The organism is Streptomyces sp. NPDC026500 (genome assembly GCF_055567635.1).
Genome location: NZ_JBVHQB010000026.1, coordinates 80,873 through 94,389, shown reverse-complemented (window position 1 = coordinate 94,389; position 13,517 = coordinate 80,873). Strand labels below are relative to the sequence as shown.

General features: G+C 68.1%; 11 protein-coding genes and 2 pseudogenes. 5 read left to right on the top strand and 8 right to left on the bottom strand.

Annotated elements, in window-relative coordinates:
• Nucleotides 1-529: 529 nt before the first annotated feature.
• Both ACZ4N5_RS35415 and ACZ4N5_RS35410 read left to right on the top strand, forming a co-directional pair.
• Nucleotides 530-1,708, top strand: a complete 1,179-nt coding sequence (locus ACZ4N5_RS35415) for a PP2C family protein-serine/threonine phosphatase (RefSeq protein WP_467761135.1) — start codon at nt 530-532, stop codon at nt 1,706-1,708.
• An 83-nt stretch (nt 1,709-1,791) separates the two neighbouring features.
• Nucleotides 1,792-2,015 (top strand): annotated as a pseudogene (locus ACZ4N5_RS35410) (helix-turn-helix domain-containing protein); the annotation flags it as partial.
• 2 nt (nt 2,016-2,017) lie between these two features.
• On the opposite strand, the pseudogene ACZ4N5_RS35405 reads toward ACZ4N5_RS35410, so the two are convergent.
• The 5 genes and pseudogenes from ACZ4N5_RS35405 to ACZ4N5_RS35385 all read right to left on the bottom strand — a co-directional run.
• Nucleotides 2,018-2,496 (bottom strand): annotated as a pseudogene (locus ACZ4N5_RS35405) (transposase); the annotation flags it as partial.
• 156 nt (nt 2,497-2,652) lie between these two features.
• Nucleotides 2,653-3,378: a hypothetical protein gene (locus ACZ4N5_RS35400; protein ID WP_467761134.1), complete on the bottom strand. Its 726-nt coding sequence runs from the start codon at nt 3,376-3,378 to the stop codon at nt 2,653-2,655.
• Between the two features lie 367 nt (nt 3,379-3,745).
• Entirely contained in the window at nt 3,746-4,660 is a 915-nt protein-coding gene (locus ACZ4N5_RS35395; protein WP_467761133.1) for a P-type ATPase actuator domain-containing protein, read from the bottom strand.
• 150 nt (nt 4,661-4,810) lie between these two features.
• The gene (locus tag ACZ4N5_RS35390) at nt 4,811-5,680 is read right to left on the bottom strand and encodes a universal stress protein (RefSeq protein ID WP_467761132.1); all 870 of its coding nucleotides are present in this window, start codon (nt 5,678-5,680) and stop codon (nt 4,811-4,813) included.
• Nucleotides 5,681-6,487: 807 nt separating this feature from the next.
• The gene (locus tag ACZ4N5_RS35385) at nt 6,488-7,558 is read right to left on the bottom strand and encodes a zinc-dependent alcohol dehydrogenase family protein (RefSeq protein WP_467761131.1); all 1,071 of its coding nucleotides are present in this window, start codon (nt 7,556-7,558) and stop codon (nt 6,488-6,490) included.
• 545 nt (nt 7,559-8,103) lie between these two features.
• On the opposite strand from ACZ4N5_RS35385, the gene ACZ4N5_RS35380 reads away from it, so the two are divergent.
• Nucleotides 8,104-8,505: a Crp/Fnr family transcriptional regulator gene (locus ACZ4N5_RS35380; RefSeq protein ID WP_467761159.1), complete on the top strand. Its 402-nt coding sequence runs from the start codon at nt 8,104-8,106 to the stop codon at nt 8,503-8,505.
• Nucleotides 8,506-8,529: 24 nt separating this feature from the next.
• Nucleotides 8,530-9,207, top strand: coding sequence for a CBS domain-containing protein (locus tag ACZ4N5_RS35375; RefSeq protein WP_467761130.1), 678 nt, complete (start codon nt 8,530-8,532; stop codon nt 9,205-9,207).
• A gap of 331 nt (nt 9,208-9,538) precedes the next feature.
• On the opposite strand, the gene ACZ4N5_RS35370 is transcribed toward ACZ4N5_RS35375, so the two are convergent.
• Nucleotides 9,539-10,357: a universal stress protein gene (locus ACZ4N5_RS35370; RefSeq protein WP_467761129.1), complete on the bottom strand. Its 819-nt coding sequence runs from the start codon at nt 10,355-10,357 to the stop codon at nt 9,539-9,541.
• Nucleotides 10,358-10,615: 258 nt separating this feature from the next.
• Between ACZ4N5_RS35370 and ACZ4N5_RS35365 the strand changes: the two genes are divergently transcribed.
• Nucleotides 10,616-11,530, top strand: coding sequence for a universal stress protein (locus ACZ4N5_RS35365; protein WP_467761128.1), 915 nt, complete (start codon nt 10,616-10,618; stop codon nt 11,528-11,530).
• Here ACZ4N5_RS35365 and ACZ4N5_RS35360 read toward each other — a convergent pair.
• Complete coding sequence (locus ACZ4N5_RS35360) at nt 11,481-12,014, bottom strand: hypothetical protein (RefSeq protein ID WP_467761127.1); 534 nt, start codon at nt 12,012-12,014, stop codon at nt 11,481-11,483. The genes ACZ4N5_RS35365 and ACZ4N5_RS35360 overlap by 50 nt on opposite strands.
• A gap of 847 nt (nt 12,015-12,861) precedes the next feature.
• Entirely contained in the window at nt 12,862-13,437 is a 576-nt protein-coding gene (locus tag ACZ4N5_RS35355) for a rhodanese-like domain-containing protein (protein ID WP_467761126.1), read from the bottom strand.
• Nucleotides 13,438-13,517: the final 80 nt, after the last annotated feature.

Below are 13,517 nucleotides of genomic sequence, written 5' to 3'. Positions count from 1 at the left end.
GTGGCCCTGAACTGCACCGGTGACCGAAGCAGCAAGAAGACGACCACTCGCGGCACGGCGTACAGGTGGGCAGCTTCGCAGCCTGCACGCCTGTGATTCACAGGAAGCTATTCAGTCATGTTGATAGATGAAGCCAGGGACGCAATGCTCGGCAGTCAGGAATGCATCCTCACGTCCCGGATATTCAATAGAACGTTCGACACATTCTGTGGGTTCGGCTCTCTTTCCCCCTGCCTACAATCCCTTCCTGGATCAAGCCAAGGCCGCGGACACGCTACCGATATCCGGCTCGCCGGGCCAGCGATAGCGAGGCCGCTCGGCCTCGCCCAAAGCCGGGAGGAGGAGTTGGAGCGGGAGATGAGTAGCCGATGGCGCGGCTCTGAGATGTGGATTCCCGCCGGCGTTACCCAGAGGGGCAGGACGCGCGCCAGCACCAGTACATGAGTCGTCCATCGCTGGCCTTCCAGTCGGGCAGCAGGCGACGGGCGACGGAGTGGAGGCGTGAGCTTCGGCAAGGCAAGCTGGATGTATGCAGGCGCTCTTGCGCTCGTTCCTTCGGCTAGAGGCAGGCGGTCATGGCCCGGTGCTCTTGGCCCTGATGCAGTGTGTGCCCTTCTTGATCGGACTGAGCGTATTGGTCATCGAGCTCACGCCTGCCCACTTCATCTATACCGGCCCCTTTCTCACCGCGATCCCGGCGCTGGCGGCAGTGACGTTGGGTCCCAGGGGGACCGCCGCAGCAGCGGCTTTCGCGCTGGCAATCAGCGTGATTACGGCTACCTACAACCAGGCATGGGGCAATCTTCAGGTCTATACCAACTTCCTTGCCTTGACTCTGGTCTCCGTGGCGGGCTTCCTCACGAGCAGCGCCATGCATGCGCGCCGCCAAAGAGAGCTCGACCAGGTTCGTCGGATCGCCGTGGCGGCACAGGAGGTCGTGCTGCGGCCCGTACCCGCGCGACTGGGCTTCGTGCTGGCGGCCAGTCTGAGCCTTGCGGCCGGGACGGGCGCACAGGTGGGCGGTGATCTGTACGAGGCCGTGCAGACCCGGTACGGCGTCCGGATGATCGTGGGGGACGTCCGCGGCAAGGGGCTTGCCGCGGTGCGAGCCGTCGCGGTGGCCTTGGGCGCGTTCCGGGAAGCCGTGCACTACGAGGACGAGTTGGTGGAGGTCATGAACCACTGTGCGGCCGCGCTGCGACGGGAAGTCGCCGTGCCGGGCGCGTACGATCAGGAAGTTCTACTGGAAGGGTTCGTCACGGCGCTCATCGCACAGGTGCCTGACGCACCCGTGGTGCAGCTGGTCAACCGTGGGCATCCCCCGCCACTGCTACTGCACCAGGGCAAGGCAACGACGCTGATGCCAACCTCGCCGATGCCACCTCTCGGAATGGAGGACCTCCTCACGGGCTCTCCCCCCGAGGCTGAGAGCTATTCGTTCCTCCCCGGTGACCGTCTGCTCCTGTACACCGACGGCGTGATAGAGGCTCGAAACCGCGACAGCGAATTCTTCGCTCTGCCGGAGGCTATGGAGGGGATACGCTCCAGCACCCCCCCGCCGGAGTTCCTGGAACATCTGCACCAGGCATTGGTCCGTCACACCGACGGTGACTTGGCGGACGATGTGGCGATGCTTCTCGTGGACCGGCTCAACGGCGAACCGGAGCCGCCATCCGATCGGGCGGACGTAGGACAGAGGCCGCTGTGAGCTGCGAAACTGCAGTTACTGACCTTTGAGGCGTGTTGTCGCCGGGGGCTGACGACGTATGATCTTCGCGGTATGCCGGTTGTGTGAGATATCCGCAGGGTCATGGGCTGACGCCTGCACGGCAGGCGTTTCGCGAGCGCATCCGGATGGAGGCCGCCGAGCGATTCGCGGTCGGCGCATCCAATGTCGAGGTCGCCAAGGACTTACGGGTGAGTGTGTGCTCGGTGCAGCGCCGGCGCCGGGCCTGGCGCGACGCCGACGCGGAGGGCTGCGGTCCGCCGGACCGGTCTCACTGCCCAAGCTGAGTGGGCGGTAGCCGTAGGTGCCGCGTGAGGCGACGTGGACCTCCCAGATCAGCCCGGTCAGCCACTCCCGTCGCAGCTGCCGCGGTGTGGTCGGGGTGCGCTTGTGTTTGTAGTAGTTCTGCCGGGCGACCCCGAGGATCCGGCAGCATCGGTCGACCGGTGCCCCGGCATCGACGAGACGGTCGATCACCGGGTAGAGCCTTTTGGGGCCGGCTTGTCCTCGCCGAGGAACTTGGCGGCCTTGCGGACGACCTCGAGCTCGGTTTCCAGCTCGCGGATTCGTCGCCGCGCTGCTCGCAGCTCTGCGGACTTCTCCGAGACCCTGCCAGGGCGCTGGCAGTTGTCGATGTCGTCCTGGCGCAACCACTTCGACAACGTGACCGGATGGATGCCGAGGTCAACGGCGGTCTGCTTCTGTTCTTTTCCTGCCCGCACCAGCGCGATGGCACGTGCCCGGAACTCCTGAGGATAAGGGCGAGGCATGACTGCCAGCCTTCCGTGAAGGACTGTCAGTTAGCCACCAGAACTGGAACCCAGGACCTGGGGCAGGTCAAGATGTCACCCAAACATGCATCAGACCCCTGCTTGCGAAACGTCACAGTTCCAAAGCTGGCGAATGGCAGTACCGCGGTCGCCAGGCTACTCGGATTGCATCTCGCGAACTCGGGCACGGAACACGCGCCAGCGCCTCTCGTTCTCATGCACAAGAATCGCTGATTCCGCCATCAGGTCGGCAGCCCTGTCGAGCAGCTCGGAAGCCGAATAGAGGTAGGGAGGGGCCTTCCGCTCGCCTCGCAGATCGGCCCGAAGTGCTGCTGGCGAGAAGTCGACCTGGGCCAGCAGGTCCAGGGCCCGGCGCAGCAGCCGCGCGACCAGAGCCTGCAGGCCCGCCGACTGCCAGTCATTGGCGATGATCCGGTGCCGCTCTCCCAGCAGGTCGGCAAGGACCGGATAGGCAGCCAAGTTTCCCGCCATGCCCCAAGCCTGCTCCATCGCCTGGGCCAGCCAGTCACCGCCCTGCTGGGTCTCATCGGCGAGCAGGGCGACTTGGCGCTTCAGCCTCTGGAGTTCGGCAGGTTCGCCCTCCCCTTCCATGAAGAGGATTCCCGACTCCGCTACGAGCCCTGGCGCATTCAGGTCCTCCGTGCCGGCGAACGCGATCGGCGACGTCTGCTCACCGGCCTCGACCACGCTCCACCGGTCGGCCAGTGACTTCAGCGCCCGAGACCGCGCCTGGAGCTCGCCCGCCTGCTGCAAAGGCGCTTGCGAGTAGTACTCCTCATGCTCTCGATGGAACCGCGAGAGGTTGGCGATCACCTGCAGCAGTGGCTCCGGAGGGGTGAGTTGCGCCTCGTCATCGGGCATGCCAGTAGCTTGCACCTCGTCTCGCACCAAGGGCAGCGGGGCACGCCCTCCAAGGCAAACACCAACACTCGTTCGGTGGAAACGAGATCGCGTGCCTCGCCCACACCCATGCGAAGTAGGAAGCGACACGTCTCCCGTGGGGAAATGTCACCGCGATCTCGCCCGCGACGCCACCACCGCCCACCGCTTCCAGTTGGAGTAGGGCGGACACGGCCGACATGAACGTGCGGTCCCGGCGCCCACCGGCCACGACTCCGTCAGCGCCCCAACCGTCACGAGCGAGCCCGGCCCGCTGACCTGCCGACTTCATGGATCCGATCGGCGTCAATCCCTCACCGCCGGCTCGCAGCGCCTCACCGCACCGCCCTCACGTCGACGACCACCGCCTTTGCCCGCGCCCGCCTGCACGCGCGGCAAGATAGCCGCTCACCGATCCCAGAGTCTCCACCGCCGGCAAGCGGCGCACCAGCGCATGCCGGACGGCCATGCGACGTGCGCCGAGGGCCAGAGCCAGGGTGACTACGGCTGGCAGCGACTCGGGTACGGCGGCCACAGCAAGACTGATCGCCGTCACGGCCATCCTCCCCGGGGCGGTGGCCCGGACGAGCCCCAGGACGAAGACCAGCAGACACAATGCGAGCGTGACCAGTGCGAGGACCCGCCCCAGTGCGGCCAGCCGGTGTTGCAGCGGTGTGGTCTGGGGACGCGTGTCCAGCAGTTCGGCGATTCTTCCGAGCGCGCCGGCCTTCCCGGTGGCCGTCGCCAGTGCCACACCTCTGCCGCGGACCACGATCGTGCCGGCGCGCAACGCCGCAGTGTCCTGCTGGGGCCCTGAGGAATCCAATTCCGGTTGCCCGGAGGAATCCGGCCCGCGGGACGGCACAGCCTTGTCGACGGGCACGGACTCGGCGGTCAGCATGGACTCGTCGATCAGAAGCGACGACGCGTCCGTGAGCCGGGCGTCGGCAGGCACGATGTCGCCCTCGCCGAGCAACAGGACGTCGCCCGGCACCACCGCCGAGGACGGCACCTCCGTCCCGGCCGCGTCACGGAGCACACGCGCGCTCGCTGCCGACAGCGCTGCGACCGCCTGATCGGCTCTGATCTCCTGCACCACGCCCACGGTCGTATTCGCCACGATGACGAGTGCGATCACGACGGAGTCGGCGTGATCGCCGATCGCCAGGGTCAGGGCGACGGCCGCGAGCAGCACCATGATCAGCGGATCGTGGAGCTGCGCCACCACGCGTGGGTACAGAGGAACAGCGCGTTCGGCGGTCACTTCGTTGGGACCGTACCTAGTCAGGCGACGCGCCGCCTCCTCATGGCTGAGCCCGATCACCGGCGCCCGACGCCGGAGCGGTGTCGGTCCGGGCAGGTGACGCGGCTTCTCCCGTCCGGCTTCGGTTCACTCGACGGCCCGAGTCCCGGCTCAGCCATGCCGGGACTCCGGCACGGTGATCACCGGGCACTCCGCCCGGTGCAGCAGGCCGTGAACCACCGACCCCAGCCTCATCCCGGAGTACCCCCCGCGCCCATGCCTGCCGACAACGACCACAAGGGCGCCGACCGAAGCGAGAGCCAGTTCCTCCACCGGATGGCCGCGCAGTACCTCACGGGTGATCTCCACATCCGGGTACTGGTCCGCCCATCCCGCTACGGTCTCGGACAGGATCCGCTGCCGTTCCTCAAGCCCCACCCCTTCGTCGCCGAAGGACACCACCGGCCGCCGCCACACCCACACGGCGCGCAGCGCAGCGCCATGCAGCGCTGCCTCCTCTACAGCGAACTCCACGGCGGCCCTGGAGGATTCGCTGCCGTCAACACCCACCACGAGATGGGGATGCCGCTCCCCCGCGTGCTCCGGCTCCCTGACCACAACGACCGGGCAGTCCGCCTGGGCACTGACCGGAACGGCCACCGAGCCCGCGCTGAAGAGCTCCTCCGGTCGACTGAGCCGACGGGAACCGACGACGACCATCCGGGCCTGCGCCGCCTTCTGGCAGAGCATCACCGATGGCATCCCGTCGAGCAGTTCCGTCGCCAGGGGCACTTCCGCATGCAGCGCCTGTACCGTGGCGACTGCCTCGGCAAGCGCGCCTTCGCCCTCGACCCGGAGCATCGTGCGACGCCACGGTGCGTCGATGTGGTGCCCGCCGGGCAGGGGCGGTACCGCCACGACCAGACGGAGGGGCAACCTCCTACGGACAGCCTCGTCGACCGCCCAGGCGAGCGCCGGAACGGACTGCTGGCGCGGATCGATCCCGACGATCACCTCATTGCTTACAGCGGTGTCCTTCATGGCTCCTCCTGCACCTCATGCCGTCGTGGGCAACGCCCTGCAACGAGTGGGCTCGGCATCGCCGTAATGCCCTCGGCCATGCCCCGTCCGGTGACACGCTTGGACGGGGCGCGCCGTTCACGCTGTCGTCGCGGCCACACGAGGGCCAGGGCCAGCAAGCCTCTGTGCAGGGGCCGAAGGTTCTGCATGTGGCCTGCCCCATGCCATTCTTTCCCTGGATCGGCTCGCACGCCGCCCCACGCGGCCGGGCCGGCGGAGCCCAGCGACCTCGTCAGCGGGCGGCGGCAGAACAGCCGGAGTGCCGGTGGTCGCGCCGCCGTCCGGGACGAACTCGGTGCCCGTCGAGCAGGTGGCTTCGGCGACGATGAACACGCCATGCGGGCAACCTCGGCAACCTCGTCCGGCTCCCCGTAACGCGGGATGGGCTGTCTGGAGGCGAACGACTCGTCGGTGTCGGCTGACATCGAGGTGCGTACGACGCCAGGGTGGACGGACAAGCGACCGTCCCCACAGCGACGTTCACAATCCGAGGGGAGATTAGTCCCTCCTGGTCTCCCACACCGCCACCGAGTAGGAGATCCACGCGGCGTTCCCGTGACAGCCGTGGGACCCCCGGGCTGAGCCACCGGTTCTCAGAAAGGCCCGGTGCGGCGGGAAACACCGGCGGCGAGCACGTGCCCGGCGGCCCACCGCCGCCGGACCGCGTCCTCGCTCCGCTCCGCCGCCAGATCGGCCCGTGCAAGGCCGTCGCGCAGTCGCGGGGCAGTGCCGCCGCAGCGCACGGCCGCAGGCCACCATTTCCTCCTGTCATGACGCCCGGATCGTCAGGGCATCGTGCTGCTCCCCGCCGAGAACTACCTTGAGCGCACCGGTGTCGCCGGCCCGTGAGAAGACGTCGTACGCCTCTTCCATACGGTCCAGCGGGAAAGTGTGAGTGACCATGGACGCCGCAGGAAGACGGCCAGCGGCCAGCATGCGCAGCAGCATGGGAGTGGAGTGCGTGTCGACCAGGCCGGTGGTAATCGTCACGTTCTTGATCCACAAGTCTTCGAGGTGCAGCGTCGCGGGCTTGCCGTGCACGCCGACGTTGGCCACATGCCCGCCAGGCCGCACCATGCGCGTGCACGTCTCGAAACTCTCCGGCACCCCGACCGCTTCGATGACCACATCGGCTCCGAGCCCTTCGGTGAGGTCGGCGACCAGCTGCTCGGCTTCTTCACCCGCGACGGCCACGGCATCGGCGCCGAGACGCTTCGCGGCCTCCAGCCGGGACGGCGCGAGGTCCACGGCAATAACCTTCTCGGGCGTGTACAGCCGGGCGGTGGCGATCACGGCGAGCCCGATGGGTCCCGCTCCGACCACGACGACGGTGTCTCCGGGCCGTACCCGTCCGTTCAACACACCCACCTCGTAGGCGGTGGGGAAGATGTCGGCCAGCAGGACGGCGTCCTTGCTGTCCACCGCACCGGGAAGCGGGTACACGGACAGGTCCGCGTGCGGCACACGGACGTACTCGGCCTGGGTCCCGTTGATCAGATGGCCGAGGATCCAGCCTCCGCCACCGCGACACTGTCCGTATGCCCCTTCCCGGCAGAATCGGCAGCGGCCGCACGCCGTGATGCACGAGACCAGGACGCGGTCGCCGGGGCGGACACTGCGCACGTCACTGCCCACCTCGACGACCTCGCCGACAGCTTCATGCCCGAGCACCGTGCCGGGGCGTACCTCCGGCACATCACCCTTGAGGATGTGCAGGTCGGTCCCGCAGATGGTCACGGCGTCGACCCGGACGATCGCGTCTGTCGCCTGCTGGAGGCCGGGATCCTCGGTCTCCTCCCAGGCGGACTCGCCGGAGCCGTGGAACACGAGTGCTTTCATGACGATCCCTTCCTGCACCTTCCAGGTGCTGGTCGCGGGGTCCAACAGCGACCGGGTCCCTTACGCGCGGACACCCGCTGCCCCTCGGAACCACCGACGTCGATGGTGGTGGGACGCCACTTGGGCGGCCGCCTTCGAACGGAGTGAGCTCGTCTTTCCAGCCTGCCCCTGACGGCCGCCGTCCGCAGGGGCAGGCCGATCCCCATCGCCTGAGCGGGCGGGGCCCTTCGGGCCGAGCGACCCACCGCACCGTGCATCACGACCGTCGCACCGCCCTGGCCCCACCGCGACACGCGCTTCGAGCGTCGGAGTGCCTCCGCCCGGGTTGCGCCACGCCGGTTTGCGGCGATGGTGGAGTCATGCGGCCGGGAGCAGACGCCGCTGGGTCCCACCCCCGCCATGCCTTTCGCATCGGCCGCGTGATGAGACGTCCGTGACCGGACAGGAGCCCCTCTCCACTTCGAGGTCACGGAGAAGGGACGACCATCGTGGTTGCGAGGACCGGCGTTTTCGGCACCCTGACCAAGGAGCATCGCGAACAGCTCATGGCGCTCGCTCGTGAGGTGTCGTTCGCGGCAGGCGAGCGTATCTTCAACGAGGGCGGCAAGGCCGACCGCTTCTGGATCATCCACACGGGCACGGTCGCTCTCGACCTTCAAGTGCCTGGCAGGCAGGCAGCGATCCTCGAGACCCTCGGTGCCGGAAGGCTGCTGGGCTGGTCCTGGCTGGTCCCTCCCCATCACTGGCATCTGGGGGCCGAGGCCAACAGCCCGGTGCGTGCCTACGAGTTCGACGCGTCGCCAGTTCGTGAGATGTGCGCAAACGACCCGGGGCTGGATCACGAGCTGTGTACGTATGTCTCCGGCGTGCTCGCGCGCCGACTCAGGTCAGCCCGGGTGCAATTGCTCGACCTGTACGCGCCCCACGGTGCGGGCGAGGTTCCCTGACAAGGCGAGACGAGGTGCTTCGCAGTGCCGCAGACCCCGCACATCGTGAGCGATGTGATGACTCAGACGGTCGTGTCTGTCGGACGTGACGCGCCCTTCAAAGAGATGGTCCGAATCATGGAGCAGTGGAAGGTCAGCGCCATGCCCGTCCTTGAGGGCGAAGGCCGCGTGATCGGTGTCGTCTCCGAAGCCGACCTGCTGCCCAAGGAGGAGTTCCGTGACAGCGACCCGAGCCTCGTCGAACAACGTCGGCGTCTGTCCGACGTCGCCAAGGCTGGGTCAGCAACGGCAGAAGAACTCATGAGCGCCCCCGCCATCACGGTCCACCCTGACGCCACCCTGGCCCAGGCAGCCAGGATCATGGCCGTCCGGCACGTCAAACGTCTGCCCGTGGTCGACGACATCGGCATGCTGCAGGGCATCGTCAGCCGTGCAGACCTGCTGAAGGTCTTCCTTCGGCCGGACGAGGACATCGAGGAGGAGGTCCGCCGCACCGTGGTGTCGTACCTCTTCCCGGCCTTTAGCCACGCCATCCACGTGAACGTGCACGAGGGAGTCGTCACCCTCCGCGGACACATCCGCGACACCTCGCTCATCTCGGTCGCCGTGCGCCTCGTGCGCGCCGTGGAGGGCGTCGTGGACGTCGAGCCCCAACTCACCGGCGAGTCCGCAACTCCGGCCGGGCCACGGGACGCGCGCTGAGTCGGCAGTGCGGCCCAGCGACAAGGGTCGAACGGGGGTCTGCGTCGGCGCGAGTCACTGCACGGTCGAGCAGGTTCTCACTCGCCTCTCGACCGAAGTAATGCGGTGCCCCGTACAGGTTCGTGCCCTTGGGCGGGTGCTCTTCGGTGCGGCTGAGAGGGCCGGGCGTGTGCGGCGAATCCTGTGCGCTCATGGTCTGGCCTTCAGCCGTTGCGTGGTGCGTCCCCCACCACGGCTGCTTCCCTCGCCACGTTCCCATGGCGGCCGATCTCGGTCCACAGGGCCAAAGGCCCTCGCCGACAGACCACCGGCCCCTCAGGGCTCCGCCTGGTCATATCTGCGGAACGACCGCGATCGGACACGGCGCGTGGTGCAGCACCGCATGGTTGACCAGGCCCAGCTGAAGACCGACGTGCCCCTGTCGTCTGCGGGCTCCGACAACCAGCAGATCAGCAGCGGACGCGGCATCCAGGAGCGCCCGTCGTGCCGGGCCCTCGACCACTTCGCTGCTCACCGGCACGTCCGGATACCGTTGTTCGGAGCGGTGCAGGGCGTCGGCCAGAACCTGGGCAGGCGGGCGGTCGAGGGCTTTGAGAGCGTAGCCGGACAGGGCCGGAGGCCCGGGGTTCCCCACGGGGACGCTCCAGGCGTGCACCGCCAGGAGCCGACAGCGCCGCAAGTGTGCCTCACGGAACGCGAACTCCACGGCCGTACCGCTGCCTTCCCCGGCCTCGACTCCGACGACGACGCACCCGAACCGGCTGTGGCGGTGCTCGACCCCGCCACGTACGACGACGACCGGGCAGTCGGCACGGGCCGCCACAGCCAGGCCGACCGATCCGAGGAGCAGCCCGGTGAGACCTCCGAGCCCTCTGGACCCGACCACCAGAGCGAGGGCGTTGCGTCCTTCGCCGACCAGCGCAGACGCCGCGTCCTCGGAGAGCACCACACTCGACAGCTGTACCGCAGGAGCACTCTTGCCGGCGCGCTCCGAGGCTGCGGCGACCAGGTCTGACGCGTCGTCGTCCGCAGGGGCCGCGTGCAGGAGACGGAGCGGCACCTCGTGCCGGGCCGCCTCGTCCGCGGCCCAGTCCACCGCCTCCAGACTCGCCTCGGACCCGTCGATGCCGACCACCAGGGGAACCGCCATTGCTTCCGCCTCCTCATGCCGGACTTCATGTCCGTCCCTTCACCGCGTCCCGGGGCCACATGCGCTGCGAGGCGATCTGGGGTACTCCTCAAGGGAGAAGCGCCGTGCTCGACGCGCCGACACAGATGCTCATGCGCTGCTCCGGTTACGTCCCACAGCCCGCTCTCGCACGGCCAAAGACTCACCGAGACCGCAGCAGTCCGGACAGCGGCCACACTCACCGTCCTTCCAGCTTCGTACGAGACGGAGACAGTCGCCATGGAACGAGTCCTCACCGTGGGCCTCGACGGCTCACCCGAGAGCCTCGCCGCTGCCCACTGGGCCGCCGACGAAGCCCAGCGGCGCAAGCTCACCCTGCGCCTGCTGCACGCGTGGCCCCTGCTGGCACCGGAACCGACCGCCGTCCCCTCGGAAATCGACCAGAACTACTGGGCGAAGCGGCTCATGCACAACGCCCAGACGGAACTCCAGGCGCACCACCCGGGCCTCACCGTCGTCGGCAACCTCGTCGCCGACGACGCGCAGGACGCACTGATCCAAGCGGCGTCCGAGTCGGAGATACTCGTGCTCGGCTCGCGCGGCCTGACTTCTGTGGAGAGCTACTTCCTCGGTGACATCGGCATGTCCGTCGTGGCAAGCGCCGAGGGGCCCGTGGTCCTCGTACGAGCAGACAAGCGTGCAGAACGGCCCTCGACGCCTCAGTCAGGTGCAGCAGGCGAAGTGGTGATGGGGCTGAAACTGCACGGCCCGTGCGACGACCTGCTCGAATTCGCCTTCACCACCGCAGCAGCTGGGGGCGTACCCCTCCGCGCCGTCCACGGCCGCGGCGTCCCGATCCACGCGTACGCCCCGTGGGGCGTGGACCACACCATGACCCAGGAGATCATCCAGGACTCGCAGAAGCATCTGAGCCAGGCACTCCGCCCCTGGCGCGAGAAGTTTCCGGGCGTGGCCGTGACGGAGGACATCCGCCTCGAAAGCCCCGCCAGGGTCGTCGTAGCAGCCGCCGAGCGCGCCGAACTCCTGATCGTGGGCCGACGCAGCCACCACGCCCCGGCGTGCACGCGACAGAGCTGCGGCCGGTGTCGACGCGCGGCCCTTGGGTGGTGCAGGGTGACCGGGGTCAGTCGATGTTGGTGTCCGTCTCCGGACCCTTTCGGGAGTTGTTTCTGAGGTTGGCGAAGGGCAGAGCTCCTCCGTGGAGTTCTTTGAACTCGTCGATCAAGTCCTGCTCAGCCTCACCCGCGTCGTCCTCGGTCATCAGTCGCCAGGCGACCAGCAGTGCGTCCGAGTCGACCAGCTGCCAGATGTAGCGGCCGCCCCAGTGTCCGGCCGGCAGACCGGTGCCGTGGCGGCGGTAGTCGGCAAGCCGCTGATTCAATCCGTCCTGGCCCGCGGCCTTGCCGATGTACACGACCGTTGCCCCGTCTACCCAGGCATTGCCGAGCTTATCGACCGTCACGGACGGGTCGCGGCCCTTGAGGTGCCCGGCAGGGCTGGTGGGGAGGAACAACGGGGGCGAGGTGTCCGTGCGGAGCACCACGTAGATTCCGTCCCCGGTGGGGACGTTGCTGTCGGGCAGTTCACGGAACGGCATGAAGCCGCGGAAGCCGCGTTCGGTCAGGGTCTTCTGCGTCATCTCTGGTGTCGGGCTCATGGCCCGGCATCCTGCCAGGCGCATCCGACAGTCCTCGGTCGGAGCGTGCGGAGATCGCGGTCACGGAGTCGGCAGCCTTCTACACCGACACCGCCGACCGTGCGGTGGAGTTGGGCAGGTGCACCTGGTCGACGTCGTCACCGGATCCGCGGCTTCACTTCGGGTGGTGGCCGCCGTCTATGCCGCGGATTGGTCTCTGCGCCGCGAGTACGCCGTCAGCGAGGCCGCTGATTGGATCGTCGGCCTTCGGCTCCTCGACAACCGGCGTACGCCATGCGCATAGACATGACGGAGCTGGCGTACGGGCCCTCACTCCGGCCCAATCCCTTCGTTGAGCCGTCGGTGCACCACGGGCTGATCGCACTTGGCGGCTGGCTTTGACGACGACTTGATTTCCGATCGACGAATTGACGGGCTGTAATGACCGGGCCGTACCGTCGTGCCGAGGGCGAGGGACGCCAGCGGAGAGACGGCCGGCACGCCGAAAATCTGAGGTATCCGCTCATAAGCATCGTGGGTGCAGTTTCGGCGCACAGTGCCAGTGCGGCGGCCGTAGCGGGACTGGCGAGGGGGTCAGGCAGCTGGCCACAAAGGCAAACGAAGGCCCGCCCGATTTCGGTCGGACCTTCGTCAACTACGGTGTTCCCGCCCCTCCACGCCTGACGGAGCCGTCCGTCAGACCCATGAGCGTGGAGTGTGAGGTCGCTGAACTCATAGCGGCTGAAAGGTGGTTGAGAGGCTCTCTCGATCACCGTGACCGCCGCCTTGAATAGTGTGGTCTGGGCGGCTGTGATCCGTACCAGGGTCGGTACGAACACATTCGGGAGTGGTCGCAGCCCTGCCCGCGTCAGCTGTTGCGCAGGCGGGCCAGCGTCGCGTCGAGGTCGGCCTTGCGGGGCCGGTTGTGGGGAAGCTTGGCGAGCATTGCGGCCATGCCACAGCTGTTGGTCACGGCGGAGAAGACCAGGCCGCCGGCGATGCCGGCTGACAGCAGCCGGAAGGCCGGGTGGACGAACTCGCCCAGGGCCAGGCCGAGCAGGACGACGGAGCCGGCGGTGAGGCGGACCTGGCGCTCCATGCCCCAGGTCGCCTTCTGGTTGCCCTCGGGGCGGTGCAGGTCGTGGCCCTGGGCGGCCCAGGCGCCGGTGCCGCCGGTGAGCGTGGCAGTGTGGATGCCGTTCTCCGCGAGCATCCGGCAGGCGTTCTCGGAGCGGGCGCCGGAGGCGCAGACGACGAGGACTTCACCGGTCTGGGCGGCGGTGCGGAGGTCGGGAAGCGCGCGGTCGAGTTGGTCCAGGGGGACGTTCAGGGCGCCGGAGATGTGGCCGCCGGCGTACTCGCCGGGGGTGCGGACGTCGATGATGGTGAGTTCGTGCAGGCGGGCGCGGGCCTGGCGGGGGTCGAGGGTGGTGGGGGTGGTCATGGTTGTTGTCATCCTTGTGCGTTGGGGTGTCTTGGACGGAGGACTTCTCGTGCCGATGGGGTGTGGGTGAGGACGCGGTG

Excerpts from the sequence above, each read along its gene's own strand:
- ACZ4N5_RS35380 (WP_467761159.1), top strand. The coding sequence starts at position 8,104 with ATGGCGCTCGCTCGTGAGGTGTCGTTCGCGGCAGGCGAGCGTATCTTC.
- ACZ4N5_RS35400 (WP_467761134.1), bottom strand. The coding sequence starts at position 3,378 with ATGCCCGATGACGAGGCGCAACTCACCCCTCCGGAGCCACTGCTGCAG.
- ACZ4N5_RS35390 (WP_467761132.1), bottom strand. The coding sequence starts at position 5,680 with ATGAAGGACACCGCTGTAAGCAATGAGGTGATCGTCGGGATCGATCCG.
- ACZ4N5_RS35360 (WP_467761127.1), bottom strand. The coding sequence starts at position 12,014 with ATGAGCCCGACACCAGAGATGACGCAGAAGACCCTGACCGAACGCGGC.
- ACZ4N5_RS35415 (WP_467761135.1), top strand. The coding sequence starts at position 530 with ATGCAGGCGCTCTTGCGCTCGTTCCTTCGGCTAGAGGCAGGCGGTCAT.
- ACZ4N5_RS35355 (WP_467761126.1), bottom strand. The coding sequence starts at position 13,437 with ATGACCACCCCCACCACCCTCGACCCCCGCCAGGCCCGCGCCCGCCTG.
- ACZ4N5_RS35370 (WP_467761129.1), bottom strand. The coding sequence starts at position 10,357 with ATGGCGGTTCCCCTGGTGGTCGGCATCGACGGGTCCGAGGCGAGTCTG.
- ACZ4N5_RS35385 (WP_467761131.1), bottom strand. The coding sequence starts at position 7,558 with ATGAAAGCACTCGTGTTCCACGGCTCCGGCGAGTCCGCCTGGGAGGAG.
- ACZ4N5_RS35365 (WP_467761128.1), top strand. The coding sequence starts at position 10,616 with ATGGAACGAGTCCTCACCGTGGGCCTCGACGGCTCACCCGAGAGCCTC.